Origin of the sequence: Paraburkholderia sp. A3BS-1L, assembly GCF_051125215.1 — a bacterium.
Classification (GTDB): domain Bacteria; phylum Pseudomonadota; class Gammaproteobacteria; order Burkholderiales; family Burkholderiaceae; genus Paraburkholderia.
In genome coordinates, this window is sequence record NZ_CP120442.1 from 2,031,728 (window position 1) to 2,049,168 (window position 17,441).

At 66.9% G+C, this 17,441-nt stretch carries 11 protein-coding genes and 1 pseudogene; 4 read left to right on the top strand and 8 right to left on the bottom strand.

Going from position 1 to position 17,441, the window contains the following annotated elements; all coding sequences use genetic code 11:
- Positions 1–5: 5 nt before the first annotated feature.
- Both P5W99_RS09210 and P5W99_RS09215 read left to right on the top strand, forming a co-directional pair.
- A complete protein-coding gene (locus P5W99_RS09210) occupies positions 6–3,146 on the top strand; it encodes an MdtB/MuxB family multidrug efflux RND transporter permease subunit (protein WP_434660330.1) in 3,141 nt (1,046 codons plus the stop codon).
- A 4-nt stretch (positions 3,147–3,150) separates the two neighbouring features.
- Entirely contained in the window at positions 3,151–6,471 is a 3,321-nt protein-coding gene (locus tag P5W99_RS09215) for an efflux RND transporter permease subunit (RefSeq protein WP_421024237.1), read from the top strand.
- Positions 6,472–6,537: 66 nt separating this feature from the next.
- Here P5W99_RS09215 and bamE read toward each other — a convergent pair whose 3' ends face one another.
- The 3 genes from bamE to P5W99_RS09230 form a co-directional block, all read right to left on the bottom strand.
- Positions 6,538–7,092, bottom strand: a complete 555-nt coding sequence (gene bamE, locus P5W99_RS09220; RefSeq protein ID WP_434660333.1) for an outer membrane protein assembly factor BamE domain-containing protein — start codon at positions 7,090–7,092, stop codon at positions 6,538–6,540.
- Between the two features lie 50 nt (positions 7,093–7,142).
- Positions 7,143–7,610, bottom strand: coding sequence for a hypothetical protein (locus P5W99_RS09225; protein WP_434660334.1), 468 nt, complete (start codon positions 7,608–7,610; stop codon positions 7,143–7,145).
- A 196-nt stretch (positions 7,611–7,806) separates the two neighbouring features.
- Positions 7,807–8,370: a peroxiredoxin gene (locus P5W99_RS09230; RefSeq protein ID WP_421024240.1), complete on the bottom strand. Its 564-nt coding sequence runs from the start codon at positions 8,368–8,370 to the stop codon at positions 7,807–7,809.
- A 348-nt stretch (positions 8,371–8,718) separates the two neighbouring features.
- On the opposite strand from P5W99_RS09230, the gene P5W99_RS09235 reads away from it, so the two are divergent.
- Both P5W99_RS09235 and P5W99_RS09240 read left to right on the top strand, forming a co-directional pair.
- Positions 8,719–10,665, top strand: a complete 1,947-nt coding sequence (locus tag P5W99_RS09235; protein WP_434660336.1) for a putative bifunctional diguanylate cyclase/phosphodiesterase — start codon at positions 8,719–8,721, stop codon at positions 10,663–10,665.
- A 48-nt stretch (positions 10,666–10,713) separates the two neighbouring features.
- Positions 10,714–12,156 (top strand): HDOD domain-containing protein, encoded by a 1,443-nt coding sequence (locus P5W99_RS09240; protein WP_421045007.1) that lies wholly within the window; start codon positions 10,714–10,716, stop codon positions 12,154–12,156.
- Between the two features lie 40 nt (positions 12,157–12,196).
- Here the strand turns inward: P5W99_RS09240 and P5W99_RS09245 are convergent, their stop codons facing one another.
- From P5W99_RS09245 to astB, 5 genes and pseudogenes are all read right to left on the bottom strand, one after another.
- Complete coding sequence (locus P5W99_RS09245) at positions 12,197–13,558, bottom strand: EAL and HDOD domain-containing protein (protein ID WP_421024242.1); 1,362 nt, start codon at positions 13,556–13,558, stop codon at positions 12,197–12,199.
- A gap of 217 nt (positions 13,559–13,775) precedes the next feature.
- Positions 13,776–13,907, bottom strand: a pseudogene (locus P5W99_RS09250) (helix-turn-helix domain-containing protein); the annotation flags it as partial.
- 88 nt (positions 13,908–13,995) lie between these two features.
- Positions 13,996–14,790 carry an ABC transporter substrate-binding protein gene (locus tag P5W99_RS09255; RefSeq protein WP_421024243.1) on the bottom strand — a complete coding sequence of 265 codons (795 nt, stop codon included), beginning with the start codon at positions 14,788–14,790 and terminating at the stop codon, positions 13,996–13,998.
- Between the two features lie 208 nt (positions 14,791–14,998).
- On the bottom strand, positions 14,999–16,090 hold the full coding sequence (gene astE / locus P5W99_RS09260; RefSeq protein ID WP_434660339.1) for a succinylglutamate desuccinylase: 1,092 nt from the start codon (positions 16,088–16,090) through the stop codon (positions 14,999–15,001).
- On the bottom strand, positions 16,074–17,438 hold the full coding sequence (gene astB, locus P5W99_RS09265) for an N-succinylarginine dihydrolase (RefSeq protein WP_434660340.1): 1,365 nt from the start codon (positions 17,436–17,438) through the stop codon (positions 16,074–16,076). The genes astE and astB overlap by 17 nt, the downstream gene beginning before the upstream one ends.
- Positions 17,439–17,441 lie beyond the last annotated feature (3 nt).

Sequence of the window (17,441 nt, forward strand, 5' to 3'; positions counted from 1 at the left end):
GCCGCATGAATCCATCCCGCGCCTTTATTCTGCGTCCGGTCGGCACGGCGCTGCTCATGGCGGCGATCATGCTGGTCGGCCTCGTCGCGCTGCGTTTCCTGCCGCTTTCCGCCCTGCCCACGGTCGATTACCCGACCATCCAGGTGCAGACCTTCTATCCGGGCGCGAGCCCGGAAGTGATGACCTCCTCGGTCACCGCGCCGCTCGAGCGCCAGTTCGGCCAGATGCCGTCGCTCAACCAGATGTCGTCGCGTAGCTCGGCGGGCTCCTCAGTCATCACCCTGCAGTTCAGCCTCGATCTGCCGCTCGACGTCGCCGAGCAGGAAGTGCAGGCGGCCATCAACGCGGCGGGCAACCTGCTGCCGTCGGACCTGCCCGCACCGCCGATCTACGCCAAGGTCAATCCCGCCGACGCGCCGATCCTCACGCTCGCGATCACCTCGAAGACGCTGCCGCTCACGCAGGTCCAGGACCTCGCCGACACGCGCCTCGCACAAAAGATCTCGCAGGTCGCGGGCGTGGGCCTCGTGAGCGTCACGGGCGGCCAGCGCCCGGCCGTGCGCATCCAGGCGAATCCGCGCGCGCTCGCGGCCTACGGCCTGAATCTCGATGACCTGCGCACGAGCATCTCGAACCTGAACGTCAACACGCCCAAGGGCAGCTTCGATGGTCCCACGCGCGCGTACACGATCGACGCGAACGACCAGTTGACGGACGCCGAAGCCTATAAAGACGCCGTGATCGCCTACCGCAACGGCCGCCCAGTGATGCTCACCGATGTCGCGAACATCGTGCAGGGCGCCGAGAACACCAAGCTCGGCGCATGGGTGGACAGCACGCCCGCGATCATCCTGAACGTGCAGCGCCAGCCGGGCGCCAACGTGATCCAGGTGGTGGACAGCGTCAAGAAGATCCTGCCGCAGTTGCAGGAAGCGCTGCCCGCCTCGCTCGACGTGCAGATCGTCACCGACCGCACCACCACGATCCGCGCCTCGGTGCGCGATGTGCAGTTCGAGCTGCTGATGTCGGTGGTGCTGGTAGTGCTGGTGATGTACCTGTTCCTCGCCAACATCTACGCGACCATCATTCCGAGCCTTTCGGTGCCGCTCTCGCTGATCGGCACACTCGCGGTCATGTACCTGTGTGGCTTCTCGCTCGACAACCTCTCGCTGATGGCGCTCACGATCGCCACCGGTTTCGTGGTGGACGACGCCATCGTCATGATCGAGAACATCGCGCGCTACGTGGAGGACGGCGAAACGCCGCTCGAAGCCGCGCTCAAGGGTTCGAAGCAGATCGGCTTCACTATCATCTCGCTCACGGTTTCGCTGATCGCGGTGCTGATTCCGCTGCTCTTCATGGGCGATGTCGTAGGCCGGCTGTTTCACGAATTCGCGATCACGCTCGCGGTGACCATCGTGATCTCGGCCGTGGTCTCGCTCACGCTCGTGCCGATGATGTGCGCGAAGATGCTGCGCCACACGCCGCCGCCCGAGAGCCACTGCTTCGAAGCACGCATGCATGCGTTCTTCGAACACGTGATCGCGCGCTACGGCGTCGCGCTCGAATGGGTGCTCGCGCGCCAGCGGCTCACGATGCTCGTGTTCTTCGCCACGCTCGTGCTCACCGGCATCCTCTACGTGGTGGTGCCCAAGGGCTTCTTCCCCGTGCAGGACACCGGCGTGATCCAGGCGATCACCCAGGCCCCGCAGGCGGTCTCGTACGCGTCGATGGCCGAGCGCCAGCAAGCGCTCGCCGCGGAGATTCTCAAGAACGAGAACGTGGAGAGCCTCACCTCGTTCATCGGCGTGGACGGCACCAACATCACGCTCAATAGCGGGCGCATGCTCATCAACCTGAAGCCGCGCGACGACCGCAGCGAAACGGCGAGCCAGATCATTCGCGACCTCCAGCAGTCGGTGTCGCACATCACGGGCGCGTCGCTTTACATGCAGCCGGTGCAGGACCTCACGATCGACTCCACGGTGAGCCCGACGCAGTACCAGTTCATGCTCACGACGCCCAACATCCAGGACTTCACCACCTGGGTGCCCAAGCTCGCGCACCGGCTCGGGCAACTGCCCGAGCTTGCGGACGTGGCGACCGACCTGCAGGACCAGGGCCAGTCGGTGTTCATCGAGATCGACCGCGCCAGCGCGGCGCGCTACGGCATCACGCCCGCGACCGTCGACAACGCGCTCTACGACGCCTACGGCCAGCGCATCATCTCGACGATCTTCACGCAGTCGAACCAGTACCGCGTGATTCTCGAAGCCGATCCCGTGATGCAGCACTACACGGATTCGCTGAACTCGATCTACCTGCCCTCCTCGACCTCGACCGCGGGCCAGGTGCCGCTCTCGGCCATCGCGAAGTTTCACGAGCGGCCCGCGCCGCTGCTGGTTTCGCACCTCTCGCAGTTCCCGGCCACCACCATCTCGTTCAACCTCGCGCCGGGCGCGTCGCTGGGCGCGGCGGTCAAGGCGATCCAGCAGGCCGAGCAGGAAATCGGCTTGCCGGGCTCGTTCCAGACGCGCTTCCAGGGCGCGGCGCTCGCGTTCCAGGCCTCGCTCGCCAACGAGCTGTTCCTGATCCTCGCGGCCATCGTGACGATGTACATCGTGCTGGGCGTACTCTACGAGAGCTTCGTGCATCCGATCACGATTCTCTCGACGCTGCCGTCCGCTGGCATCGGCGCGCTGCTCGCGCTGATCATGACCGGGCACGACCTCGACATCATCGGCATCATTGGTATCGTGCTGTTGATCGGCATCGTGAAGAAGAACGCGATCATGATGATCGACTTCGCGCTCGACGCCGAGCGCAACGAAGGCAAGCCGCCGCGCGAGGCGATCTATCAGGCCTGCCTGCTGCGCTTCCGGCCGATCATGATGACCACGCTGGCCGCATTGCTGGGCGCGCTGCCGCTGGTGCTCGGCACCGGCGCGGGCTCGGAGCTGCGCCGGCCGCTCGGCATCGCCATCGCGGGCGGGCTGATCGTGAGCCAGGCGCTCACGCTATTCACCACGCCCGTGATCTACCTGGCGTTCGACCGGCTTGCGACGCGCATGCGCCAACGCTTCGGCGGCGGCTCGCGCCCAACGCCACCCACGCCGCCCGCGCCTTCGTCCCCGCCGGAGCACTGACGCGATGAATCTCTCGCGCCCGTTCATCAACCGCCCCGTCGCCACCACGCTGCTCGCGCTCGGCATCGCGCTCGCGGGGCTCTTCGCGTTCGCGAAGCTGCCGGTCGCGCCCTTGCCGCAGGTGGACTTCCCCACCATCTCCGTGCAGGCGTCGCTGCCGGGCGCGAGCCCGGAAACCGTGGCCACCAGCGTGGCAAGCCCGCTGGAGCGGCACCTGGGCTCGATCGCCGACGTCTCCGAGATGACCTCGCAGAGCTCGGTGGGCAGCACACGCATCACGCTGCAATTCGGCCTGAACCGCGACATCGACGGCGCCGCGCGCGACGTGCAGGCCGCCATCAACGCCGCACGCGCCGACCTGCCGTCGAGCCTGCGGCAGAACCCGACCTACCACAAGGTCAACCCCGCCGACGCGCCCATCCTGATCCTCGCGCTCACCTCGCCCACGCTCAGCGCGGGCCAGCTCTACGACTCGGCGGCCACGGTGCTCCAGCAATCGCTCTCGCAGGTGGACGGCGTGGGCGAAGTCGACGTGAGCGGCTCGGCTAACCCGGCCGTGCGCGTGGAACTGGAGCCGCACGCCCTGTTTCACTACGGCATCGGCCTGGAAGACGTGCGCGCGGCGCTGGCCTCGGCCAATGCGAACAGCCCGAAGGGCGACATCGAGTTCGGCCCCAAGCGCTACCAGCTCTACACCAACGACCAGGCGAGCAAGGCGAGCCAATACAAGGACCTCGTGATCGCCTACCGCAACGGCGCGGGCGTGAAGCTCTCCGACGTGGGCGAAGTGGTCGATTCGGTCGAGGACCTGCGCAACCTCGGCCTTGCCAACGGCAAACGCTCGGTGCTCGTGATCCTCTACCGCCAGCCCGGCGCGAACATCATCGAGACGGTGGACCGCGTGGTCGCGATGCTGCCGCAACTGAAGGCGTCGCTGCCCGCCGATGTCGAGGTGACCCCCGCCTCGGACCGCTCGGTCACGATCCGCGCCTCGCTCAAGGACACCGAGCACACGCTCATGATCGCCGTGGCGCTCGTGGTGATGGTGGTGTTCCTGTTCCTGCGCAACTGGCGCGCGACGCTGATTCCGAGCGTGGCGGTGCCCATCTCGATCATCGGCACCTTCGCGGCCATGTACCTGATGGGCTTCTCGCTCGACAACCTCTCGCTGATGGCGCTCACCATCGCGACCGGCTTCGTCGTCGACGACGCCATCGTCGTGCTGGAGAACATCTCGCGCCACCTCGAGAACGGCGTGCCGCGCCGGCGGGCCGCGCTGCTCGGCGCGCGCGAGGTGGGCTTCACGGTGCTTTCGATCAGCGTCTCGCTGGTGGCCGTGTTCCTGCCCATCCTGCTGATGGGCGGCATCGTCGGGCGCCTCTTTCGCGAGTTCGCTCTCACGCTCTCGCTTGCGATCGGCGTGTCGCTCGTGGTGTCGCTCACGCTCACGCCGATGATGTGCTCGCGCCTGCTCGAGCAGCCGCACGAAAAGAGGAAGCAAAGCCGCTTCGGGCAATGGCTGGAGCGCGGCTTCACGCGCCTGCACCGCGGCTACGAGCACACGCTCGGCTGGGCGCTTGCGCATCCGCGCCTGATCCTCATGACGCTCATCTCCACCATCGCGCTGAACGTCGTGCTCTACGTGAACATCGCCAAGGGCTTCTTCCCGCAGCAGGACACGGGGCGCCTCGTGGGCGGCATCCAGGCCGACCAGTCGACCTCGTTCCAGGCGATGAAGGTGAAGTTCGCGGAGATGATGAAGATCGTCGGCGAGAATCCGGCTGTCGATCAGGTGGTGGGCTTCACGGGCGGGCGCGCGACCAACTCGGGCTTCATGTTCGTCTCGCTCAAGCCCAAGAGCGAGCGCAAGCTGTCCGCGGATCAAGTGATCGCGCAGCTGCGCGGACCGCTCTCGCACGTGGCGGGCGCGCGCACCTTCCTGCAGAGCGTGCAGGACATCCGCGTGGGCGGGCGGCAGTCGAACGCGCAGTATCAGTTCACGCTGCTCGCCGACAACACCGCCGATCTCTACAAGTGGGCGCCGAAGCTCACCGAAGCGCTGCAGGCGCGCCCCGAACTCGCCGACGTGAATTCGGACCAGCAGCAAGGCGGCCTCGAATCGATGGTCACGATCGACCGCGCGAGCGCCGCGCGCCTGAACATCAAGCCTGCGCAGATCGACAACACGCTCTACGACGCCTTCGGCCAGCGTCAGGTCTCGACCATCTACAACCCGCTCAACCAGTACCACGTGGTGATGGAAGTCGCGCCGAAGTACTGGCAAAGCCCGGACATGCTCAATCAGATCTGGGTGAGCACCTCAGGCGGCAGCGCGAGCGGCGCGCAGAGCACCAACGCAACGGCGGGCACGGTCACGGGGCCGGCCACGTCGAAAGCGTCGACGGGCGGCACGGGCGCAAAATCAGGCACAAGCTCGGCGGCGAGCGCCGCGGCCATTGCCGCCGACTCGGCGCGCAATCTCGCGATCAACTCGATCGCGGCGAGCGGCAAGTCGAGCGCGTCCTCGGGCGCGGCCGTCTCCACGACGAAGGAAACCATGATCCCGCTCTCGGCGATCGCCTCGTTCGGACCGGGCACGACGCCGCTCTCGGTGAATCACCAGAGCCAGTTCGTGGCCTCGACGATCTCGTTCAACCTGCCGCCGGGCAAGTCGCTCTCGGACGCCACCCGGGTCATCTACGACACGATGGCCGAGATCGGCATGCCGCAGACCATCCACGGCAGCTTCCAGGGCACGGCGCAGGCGTTCCAGCAGTCGCTGAACAACCAGCCGCTCTTGATTCTGGCGGCGCTCGCGGCGGTGTATATCGTGCTGGGCATCCTCTACGAGAGCTATATCCACCCGCTCACGATTCTCTCGACGCTGCCTTCGGCGGGCGTGGGCGCGCTGCTCGCGCTGCTGCTGTTCAAGACCGAGTTCAGCATCATTGCGCTGATCGGCGTGATCTTGCTGATCGGCATCGTGAAGAAGAACGCGATCATGATGGTGGACTTCGCGATCGACGCGTCGCGCCAGGGCCTGAGTTCGCGCGACGCGATCTATCAGGCCTGCCTGCTGCGCTTCAGGCCGATCATGATGACGACCTGCGCGGCGCTGCTGGGCGCACTGCCGCTCGCGTTCGGGCGCGGCGAAGGCGCGGAGCTGCGCGCGCCGCTCGGCATCTCGATCGTGGGCGGGCTGATCCTGAGCCAGGCGCTGACGCTCTATACGACGCCGGTGGTGTATCTGTACATGGATCGCCTGCGCGTGTGGTGGGATGCGAAGCGCGGGCGCGTGGAGCCGCCGCCGAGGGTGCTGGAGTGAGGAGGTAGAGGCTGGATGGGCGGGGCGGCTGCCCGATTCCCGGGACTCAGCCGCCAGCAAGCTTCTTCAGTGCTGCTCATGTCCGGGCGCATCCGAGCGCGACGTACGGACCACGAGCCCATCGGGCGAAAAATGGGCGTTGAACATGCCGTCCCCGGCCACGCCGCCTTCGGCCCAATGCCAGCTCCACACTTCCTCGTGGCTCAGCGCGTACTTCGCGATCGTGGCGGGCTTGCCGAGCAGGCGGCGCACCTCGTCTTGCGTCATGCCGGGAACGACCTGCGCGATATTGCCCGCCGTGAGCGCCTGGGTCATCGCGACCAGCTTGCCGTTGGCGTCGAAGTCGAGCATCCACGTGGTCAGGCGGTTCGGGCCGCGCGGATATTCGAGGCGCTGCGCGCCGTCGTCGTCCTCCCACACCATCTCCGGCTTGCCCGCCTGACGCCGCACGTCCTCGACCGTCGAAACGCCGATTTTCAGGCCGCCGAAGGCCATCGAGTCGGGTTTGACGGCGTTTACGGCATCGGCGACTTTCTGCTGGTCGCAGGCGGTCAAGAAGGCGGCACTTGTGGCCGCGAGCGTCAGTGCTGCACAAAAGCTGCGAAAAAAACTGCGAGGCATAGGCAATTCCGATGAGTTCAGGCAAGCAGCGTTCGACCCCGCGCTGCGTTTCAAAGTTTCTGCGCCATCGCCAGCGTAAAAATCCGCGCCCAGCGCTTCGCCTCGCGCTCGCTCGACATCGGCAGCGACCAGAGCGGCCGGCCCGCGTCGGCCACGCGAAGCTCGACCTGCCAGCCGCTCGCGTCACGCGCGGGCTGAGCGCCCTGGAGGTCTGCGAAGATGTACGCGCCACGCGTCTCGCCGAGCTTGATTTCGCACAGCCGCTTGCCGGCCGCGAGCCGCGCCTCGCCCCACGCGCCCGCGACGCGATGGGTCCAGTCGCCCTCGCCGCGCAGGTTCGGCGCCACTTCGCGGCGGTGCTGCAACCAGTTCGCAAGCAGCGTGGCGAACGCCGCTACGACCACGGCCGACGCGCCAATCGCCACGTCCGCGCCCAGCCTCTCGGCCAGCGTCTGAAACGACCACACGGCGCCATAAACGAGCGCGGCAAATGCGAGAAGAAGAACGAGAATGGGCATACGAAGACGGAATCCGCAGGCGCGCAAGGGCTGCGGGCGCCTGATGGACACCAATGCGGAAAACCGAAAAGCTGCACGATACCAGCGCACGGCAGGCGCGGCCCCGCAGCGATAGCACGGGTTTGCCGCATCGCAAGCGCAACGCGCGGCCGGCAGCGCGCGGCACGAGACGTGCTACGCGCCGCCGTCATGGCGATTATTGTTGCGGATGCTGCGCGGCCCATTCCTTCACGGCGCGCAACGTGTTCTCCACGTGCTTGTCGGGCGAGAGGCTCGTGTATTCGTAGATGATCTTGCCGTCCGGGGCGATCACGTAGGAAACCCGGTTGGCCATGGCCTCGTGCATCGGCATCGACGCGTCGTAAGACTTGATGATCTTCGAATCCTCGTCGGCGGCAACCGGAAACTTGCTGCGGCACTCGCTCACCGAGAACTTCGTGAGCGTATCGATGTTGTCGTGCGAAACGCCAATCACGGTCGCGCCGTACTGCTTGTACTGGTCGACGGCCTCGGCAAAATCATGCGCCTCGATCGTGCAGCCCTTGGTGAACGCCGCCGGATAGAAGTACAGCACCACCGGCCCTTTCTTGAGTTCGCTGGCCAGCGAGTAGGTATAGGTCTTGCCGCCCAGCGACGCCTGCGTCGTGAAATCGGGCGCGGAGTCGCCCGGCTTGAGCGTCGCCTGCGCGCTCAGGGTGAAGAACGCGAATCCGGCGCACACGAGCGCCGCAGCCCCCGCCGCGAAATACCTCGGTTTCATGTCGGATGTCCTCGTATGGCTTCGAATGCGTCGCCGGTTCGGGCCAGCGCGGCAGCCCGGAACACGGGCGGCGAGGCGTGGCCATGGTCAGCAGCGCCGACTGCGGCACGGACTGCGGCGCGGTCCCGCCGCGTCCAGCGACGGCCCTATTGGAACACACTCCGCCGGCACGCGCAGGGTGCGGCGCGCGCGTGCATTGCCTCGCACCGCGAGATGGCTGCGCGGCCGATTTTCCCCCGATAGCTAAAGATTTCGCCGCGGCAGTCGATATCTCGGTCTGATGGGCACGTCAAGCGGCGTGCCCGGCTCGCCCCGCAGACACGTACACAGGTTGCCAGCGATACATACATGGAAGCGAACAGGATTACCGCGCCCCTCCCGGGGTGGCTGCGCGCGGTCGTGGACCGCCTGCGGCCACGCGCCGGGCGCACAGGCGAGCAGGACGGGGCCCGCTGCGGCGCCCTGCTCGCCTGTGCGGATGGAGCGGATGGTGCGCCCGGCCACCCGGCCGCTGCGCCGGCCGCGGACGGCCGGGACCCCGCGCACGCCGCAGCAGGCAAGGCCGCCGGGTCCGACGCGGTCTCGCGCGCGTTCGAGCAGACCGCCGCCGCGGTGGATTTCCTCGTGCACGTGGACCGCAACCTGCGCTTTCTCTACGTCTCCGACGCGAGCCTGCGCTTTGCCGGTTATCACCGCGAGTTCCTGCTCGGCGCGTCGCTGCACGACCTCGTCGCGCCGGGCGATCTCGCGCGGCTCGACGCGCTGTTCGCCCGAGCACTGGCGAGCGGCGCAGTCGAAAAAGACACGATCGATCTCGTGAAAGCGCTCACCTACCCGCTCGCCGTCGAGCTGCGCGTGCAGCGCGCCGCCTATGCGGGCGTGGACGGCTTCTCCGTGGCCGGCTTCGACGTCTCGGACTGGCAGCGCGCGCAGATCCGGCTCACGCACGCGCTCCACCACGATCCGCTCACGGACCTGCCGAACCAGGCGGCGCTCGAGCCCGAGCTCGAACGCGCGCTAGCCGAAGCCGACCGCCGCGGCACGCCGATCGCCCTTTTGCTGCTCGATCTCGACGACTATCAGCGCGTGAACCGCGCGCTCGGCTACGACGCCGGCGACGAGCTGCTGCGCGAAACCGCGCGCCGCCTCGCGCACCTGACCCAGCAAGGCGAGTTCATCGCGCGCACGGGCAGCGACGAGTTCGCGATTCTGATCACGCCGCCCGCCGATATCCGCAGCGCCGCCGAAACGCTCGCGCGCCGCCTGCTCACGTCGATCCTGCAACCGTATTCGTTTCGCGACCAGCCGGTGCATCTGGCGGCGAGCATCGGCATCGCGTTTTATCCCGAGCAGCACGCGGACTGCTGCGAGAGCAACGACGGCGACATGCAGGCGGACAGCCCCTCGCTCATCCGCCGCGCCGACCAGGCGCTGCAACAGGCCAAGGCCGCGGGCGGCAACACGCTGATGCTGCACGTGGCCGACCACGACCCGACCGACACGCTGCGCCTCAAGCTCGAATCGGATCTCCACGACGGCGTGCGCAACGGCGAGTTTTCGCTCGCGTTCCAGCCCATCACGAGCAGCGCCACGCACGGCGTGGTCGGGGTCGAGGCGTTGATGCGCTGGCAGCATCCCTTGCACGGCGACGTGTCGCCATCGACATTTATCCCGCTTGCAGAGTCCGTCGGCCTGATTAATTATCTCGGCAACTGGGTTTTGAAAGCGGCCTGCATGCAACTGACCCAATGGGACGAGCAAGGCATTGCCTTGCAGTACATCGCGGTCAATGTGTCGCCGCAGCAGTTCCGCAATCCGCGCTTCAAGGAAGGCGTCGAAGAAGCGCTCCGGCTCACTGGCATCGATCCGCGCCGGCTTGTCTTCGAGATCACCGAAAGCGTGCTGATGCATGATCCGCAGCACGCCGTCGCGCTGCTCGAGGAGCTCACGGCGCTCGGCATCCGCTTTGCGGTGGACGACTTCGGCACCGGCTATTCGAGTCTCGCGTATTTGCAGCGCTTTCCGCTTTCGAAGCTGAAGATTGACCGCAGCTTCGTCGTGAACCTGCTAACCTCACGCAACGATCAGGCGATCGTCAATGCCGTGGTGGGCCTCGCGCGCACGCTCGAACTCGAACTCGTGGCCGAAGGCGTCGAGACCGAGGCGCAGCGCGAGCTGCTCACGAAGATGGGTTGCGACCATATTCAGGGATGGCTCGTCTGCAAGGCATTGCCTTCGGAGGAACTCTCGCAGCGTTTCGAGTCGCGCACCTTGCACGTTCACAGCGTGCATTGAGCATGGCACCGGTACACGCAGGGCATCAGCGAAAATGACATGGTTCAGATGGTAAAGGCAGTCCTGCTCGACCGGCTCTGGGCTCGTATGAACGAGCGCGGCGACTTCCCCATGCTGTCGCAATCGCTGCGCTCGACCGTGGCCGCCATGACCAACGACGACTACGACTTCACCGCGCTCGTGAAGGTCGTGCTCTCCGACTTCGCGCTCACGCAGAAGGTGCTGCGCCTTGCCAACTCCGCCATGTACATGGCCTTCGGCGGCAACATCACGACTGTCACGCGCGCGCTGATGGTGCTCGGCATGGACGCGGTCGGCCATCTCGTGGTGGGCCTGAAGATCGTCGATCACTTCCATCACAGCGCGCCACGCCGCATCGACGCCAAGCTCGAACTGAACCGCACGATGCTCTCGGGCTGCGTCGCGCGCAAGCTCACCGAGCGCGGCGACCTGCGCGCGGGCGAGGAAGCCGTGGTCTGCACGCTGATGCGCCAGGTGGGCAAGCTGCTGGTGGTGTTCTATCTCGAGCCGGAGTGGGACCAGATCCGCCGCGAATGCGAGCGAGGCACGGACGAAGACGATGCCTGCATCGACGTGCTCGGCGTGACCTTCGCCGAGATCGGCCAGGACGCGGCCTCGCGCTGGCGCCTGCCCGAGGCCATCCGCTCAGGCATGGAGGAATACGATCCTGCCGCCAACGAGCCGCGCCAGGTGCAATGGCTGCGCGCCATCACGAACTATTCGACCGAGGTGGCGCGCGTGCTCACCACGGCGGGCCTCACCGACGAAGCGCGCGAGGAGCACATTGCCGAGCTCGCGCAGCACTATGGCCGCGCGCTCAACACCGACCCCGAAACGCTGGTGCAGATGAGCCTCGCGCTGGCCCGCGAGGAAGCCGACGATGGCGTGATGCGCGAGATCGTCGAACTGCGCGCAAACGCCGACGCCATTGCGCGCGAGTCGCTCCCCCCCGAGGCGCGCATCTCGGCGGCTGTGGAAGACCTGCGCGCGCTGCCGCCCGGCAGCCCGCTCCAGACGGCGCTCACGCTCGCCACGGAGACCGTGCTGGCCGGTCTCGGCTTCGCACGCACGATCGTGTTCGTGCGGCACGGCTCGAACATGTTCGAGGCGCAGCGCGGCTTCGGCCCGCAGGTCGAGGGCCATCTCGACAAGCTCGCGTTCAGCGCGGCGTTCCAGCCCGACGTGTTCCATCTCGCGATTGCGAACTCGGTGGGCATCTTTATCGAGAATGCGCGCGACCCCAAGATGCTCGCGCGTCTGCCCGCGTGGTACCGCGCGCGCCTCGACGACGCGCGCGCGTTCGTGCTGCTGCCGGTGGCGCACCCCGGCGAGCCGCCGGTGGCGCTGCTCTACGGCGACTGGCTGCTGAGCCAGGAGCCGCGGAAAATCTTGCCAAAGGAAATGAGCGCCTTGAACGAGCTCGCGCACGAGCTCGCGCGGTTTTTCTCGGCGAGTCCCGTGAAGACATAGGCGCAGGCAGGTGCGGGCGGGCTCGCCGGCATCTCGATCGTCAATCCTCGAACCGCTCCAGCCCCTCGGCCTCGGCGTTGTGCTCGGCCGTGCCGGCCCACGCCGCCGCCGTGAGCGCAAGCGCCGCCAGCGCGCCCACATCGAGCGGCGCAAGCGTGGCGCACACGGCATCCACAGCTGCCCAATCAGCGCGCTCCAGCGCCTCGCTCACGTCGAGCAGCCGGCCCAGCACGCCTTCGCGGCGCGCAATGGCCGCGCGGATCGGCCTGGCGAGCCTGAGGACTTCGAGCGTCTGGTCGAGCGGACCGCCGAACACGGCATCGACGAACGAAAACACGCCGACGAGAAACGCCGCATCTTCCTCGGCGGGCCCGGCTTCGGGCAGCAGCGCGGCGGCGAGTTCCATGAAGCGCGCACGCGTGGCGGCCAGTTGCAGGAGCGGGTCGTCCTCCAGCGCGATCTTGCGGCCGTCCGCGTACAGCAGCAGTTGCGTCCAGCGCGCGATGCGATTGGTGCCCGTCGCGTTGATCGCCTCGCGCAGCGTGCTCACCTTGCGCCCGAGACCGAAGCTGCCCGAATTCGCGAGCCGCATCAGATGCATCACCAGCACGGGATTGAGCTTAAGTTCCGCTTCGAGCTGCATCACGGTGGGCTCCGAGGCCAGCAGTTTCAGCAGACCCAGCAAGGCCTGGCGAGGCGCGCTCACCCGCCGCGCCCCGGTACCCTGCGGCTTCGCGAAGTAATAGCCCTGGAAGCGGTCGAAGCCCAGCGCGTGAGCGCGCTCGTGTTCGGCGGGCGTATCGATGTCGAGCGCCACGAGGATCTTGCCCGCCGCCTTGAGCACGCTAGCGAACTTCGGCAGCAGCGCGGGCGCGATGCCGCGCGGATCGAGCTTGACCGCGTCCGCATAGGGCAACAGCTTCGCGAACGACTCGTCGGCCTGCGTAACGTGGTCGAGCGCGAAGCGATAGCGCTTGCCGTGCAGCTTGGCGAGCCGCGCGATCAGCTCGGGATCGGCGCCGATGCCGGGCGGCAATTCCAGCATCACGCGATCGGCGGGCAGGCGCAGCAGGACATCGTCGAACAGCAGCTCGCGCGTGACGTCGAGCCACGCCCGGTGGCCGGTCAGCGCCGCGCGCAAAGTGGGTGAGCAGAATGCTTCGATGAGCGCCTTGTTTTGCGCTGCGTTGCCATCGGGCGACGGCTCTTGCGCGACGCCTTCGCGCGCAACCACGCGCGGCAGCAATTCGAACGCGCAGAGCACGCCGTCACGATCGAGCACGGGCTTGCGTGCGAAATAAGCGTGGCTGGAATGGGTCGTGGGTTCCGCCGGCGTGCCGGTCGTTCTACGGCCATCCTCGACGCCCGACATGGGCGGCCGGTCTGCGGCACTGAAACTCATGGGTCCCCCGCGAAGCGCCGCGCTGTACGCGGCGTCTGATCGTATGGTCTCTTGCGATGTGTTCTTGCTTGTTCTTGCGCCCCGTCCGCGCACAGCCGGCAAGGCCGCGGCGGCGTTTTCATTCTTATGCGATTTTAGCCTGGCCCATACACCGCGCATACGAAGCGCGAAGCTTCATGAAATCAACGCGCTTCATGAAGAATGGCCAGGCGACCGATCAAATGATGGCCTGCAAGCCCTTGTCGGCAATGATGTTGAGCAGTTTGAGCGCCGGTCCGGTGGGATGGGTGTGGCCTTGTTCCCACTTGCGCACGGTAGAAGCCGACGTGTGCAAGTGGAGCGCGAATACCTCACCTTGACGACGCTTCGATCAATAAAAAATGCCGGCAAGGCAAAGCCTCACCGGCATCCACAAAAACTCGCTCGTAAGCCGCGTTTTACTTGAGCACGACCTTCACGTCGAAATACTTCGCGGCGATGCGGTCGATCGTCCCATCGGCCTTCAGCTCCTTGAGCGCGCCATTGAGCGCGGCCTTCAGCGCCGCGTCATTCTTGCGCACGCCGTAGCCCACGCCCTCGCCGAGCAGCTTCGCGTCGACGACCTGCGGTCCCGCGAAGGCGAAGCCCGCGCCTTGCGGCTTGTTCAGGAAGCCCTTCGACGCCGCTTCGGCGTCCTGGAAAGCGGCATCCAGACGGCCCGAGGCGAGGTCGGCGTAGATCTGGTCCTGGGTCTGATACGGCACGACGTCGACGCCGGCGGGCGACCACTTGGCCTTCGCGTAGGTTTCCTGGATCGTGCCCTGGAGCACGCCCACATGCTTGCCCTTGAGCGACTCGGGCGTGGGCAGCAACGGGCTGCCCTTCTTCGCGATCATCTGGTTGGGAATCGCATAGATCGGATCGGTGAAATCGATCGCCTGGCGGCGCTGGTCCGTGATCGTCATGTCCGAGTTGATGGCGTTGAACTTGCGCGCCTGCAGCGCCGGAATCAGGCCGTCGAACGAGTTCTCCACCCACATGCACTTGACCTTGAGCTTTGCGCAAACGGCATTGCCCACGTCGATGTCGAAGCCCTGCAGTTCGCCGCTCGGCGACTTCGATTCGAACGGCGCATACGACGCCTCGACGCCGAAGCGGATTTCCTTGAGGTCAGCGGCATGGGCCGCGCCCGCGGCCACGGTGAAGGCGGCGCACAGTGTGAAAGTGGCCAGCTTGTTCCAGTTCATGTTCATCAGTGTCTCTTTCCAGTCGGATTGCAGCGCGCTTCAAGGGGCTGCTTCAAAGGTCATGCGGCGCGCTTCGGCGCAGGATCGCTGCGCCAACAAAGCGGTTCAAACCGGCGCCTCGTCTATGACGCGCCGCAGCAACCGCGAGGACGCGATTGTACCGTGGCCGGCGCCGCCGGCCGGAAAACCCCGCCAGGCGGGGTTTTCGCGTAGTTCATGTGAGCGATGCGAGGGTTTCGGCGGTCGTGTCGACCACGAGCAGGCCCGCACGCAAGCCGGGCTTCACGGTGGGATTCGGAAACACGATGCGCTCCTCGTCGCGTGCGACGACGTAGCGATACGCGCCGTCTTCCGCGAGCACCGTGCCGCGTGCGAACGGCGTGAAGTTCGCCACGTCGGCAGCCACGTGCAGTGCGAACGCATCGCTTTGCTTCGTGATCTGGCCGATCACCGTGAACACGCGCGGCATCGGCGCGTCCCGGGTCGCCTGCGCGCCCGACACGATCCGGCGCACGGCTGCGTCCGCTTGCGCGAAGCGCGTGAGATCGTTGTGGCCGAACGGCCGCACCTTGCCGAGTTCGAGCGTGCATGCGACGGCGCCGCAAGCATCGGCGCTAAACGACGAGTACGTTGCGCCCTTCTCCGTATGAATCAGGACAGCGGCGATGTTCGCATCGGCGAGCCAGTCGAACATCGCGCGCGTGGGCGCGTCGCCCGTATAAGGCAGCAGCGCGAACTGCTCGAATGCCGAGGCGCGGATCGCAGTGTGCAGGTCGAGGTGCCAGCGCGCGCCCGGGGCATCGGACGCTTCGGCAAAGAAGCGCTGCGCCGCCGTCTCGAGCGCGACGGCGCGCGGCGCCTCGCGGCTTTGCGGCACGCGCGCATGGCGCCCGCTGAACAACCGGTTAAGGTCGTCGTCTTCATAGCGCGTGGCGGCGCGCATCGCGGCCACGTTGCCGAGCACGATCAGCAGACGGCACGCGAGCGCGAGATGCCCCGCGGCCAGATCCGCGACCATCCGCGAAAGCAGCTCGATGGGCGCGGTCTCGTCGCCGTGCACGCCAGCGGAGAGCAGCACGCTCTTGAGCGGCTCGCCGCGTGCGCCGCCGGTATGCACCGGCTCGAGTTGCAGCACGCCTTCGTCGAGCCATTGCCAGCGCACCGCGCCATAGGCGCACGTGCCTTCCGCTTGCGCGGCGCTGGCCGGCCGCTCGCCTGCCAGCGTCGTGGCGAGAAAATCGGCGAGGCAAGCGGGCGTGGCCGTGCTCGCCGCGTGCGACTGAACCGGCTCAGCGCTGGAAGTCATAGAGCGACCCCAGGCCGAGAATCTGCGTGAGCTCATCGAGCGCGGTGCGCGACTCCACCAGCAGCGCCGGATCGGTGAGATCCTGGGGCGCGAGGCGGTCGCGATAGTGCTTGCCGATCCAGGCGTCGAGCCTCGCGAACAGCGCATCGTTCATCCATACACCTGGCGCGACCGCTGCGCGCTCGGCCTCGCTCAGCACCACGCGCAGGCGCAGGCACGCGGGGCCGCCGCCGTTCTTCATGCTCTCGCGCAGGTCGAAAACGAGCACCTCGTCGATGGGACCGCGCTTCGCGGCCAGCTCGTCGAGATAGATCGCCACGCGCGGATTCTCGCGGCATTCCTGCGGCACGACGAGAATCTGCTTGCCGTCCGCGCGGCTCAAAAGCTGGCTGTTGAAGAGATACGACGAAACAGCATCGGCCACGCTCACTTGCGCATCGGGCACTTCGATCACGTCGAACGGCGCGCCATGCGCTCCGAGCTTCCTGCGCAGTTCGTCGTAGACGTTCTTCTGGTCGACGAATGCAAGCTCGTGGCAAAACAGGGTGCTGCGGTTGCCCACCGCAATCACGTCGTTATGGAAGACGCCGGCGTCGATCACCTCGGGGCGCTGCTGCGCGAACACCGTGGTCTCGTCGGTGAGGCCGTGGCGCTGCGCGATCGCGCGGCTCGCCTCGAAGGTCTGGCGCGCCGGGAAGCGCTTGGGCTCCGGCCCGCGCCGGTACTCGCTGCGGCCGTAGACAAAGAACTCCACGCCGCGCTCGCCGTACTGCGCGCAAAAGCGCGTGTGATTCGCCGCGCCTTCGTCGCCGAGCGCGGGCGTGCCCGGCAACGCGTCGTGCACCACGAAGTGCGACGGATCCGCGAAGATGGTGCCGAGCGTGCGGCGCGTGGACTCGTGCTCGATCGCGCGATGGAGCTTGCTGCACAGGTTCGCGGGCGTGAAGTGCACGCGGCGCTCGGGCGTGTCCGCCGAAGGGCTCACGGTGGCCGCGTTCGCGGTCCACATCGCGGAAGCCGAACTGGCCGCGGCGAGCAGCTCGGGAGCGTCCTTCGCGGCACGCGCGATCGCGTCGGCGTCCTTGCCCGTGAAGCCCAGCTCGCGCAACAGGCGCATCGAGGGCCGCTCCTGCGGCGGCAGCACGCCCTGCGCGAAGCCGAGATCGGCGAGGCGCTTCATCTTGCGCAAGCCCTGCTGCGCAGCGGCGCGCGGGTTCGCGACCGACTTCTCGTTGTTCTGCGAAGCGACGTTGCCGAACGAGAGGCCAGCGTAGTTGTGCGTGGGACCGACGAGCCCGTCGAAGTTGGCCTCAAGGGTCCCCGCGAGTGCCGTTGAAATTTGAGTCATCGT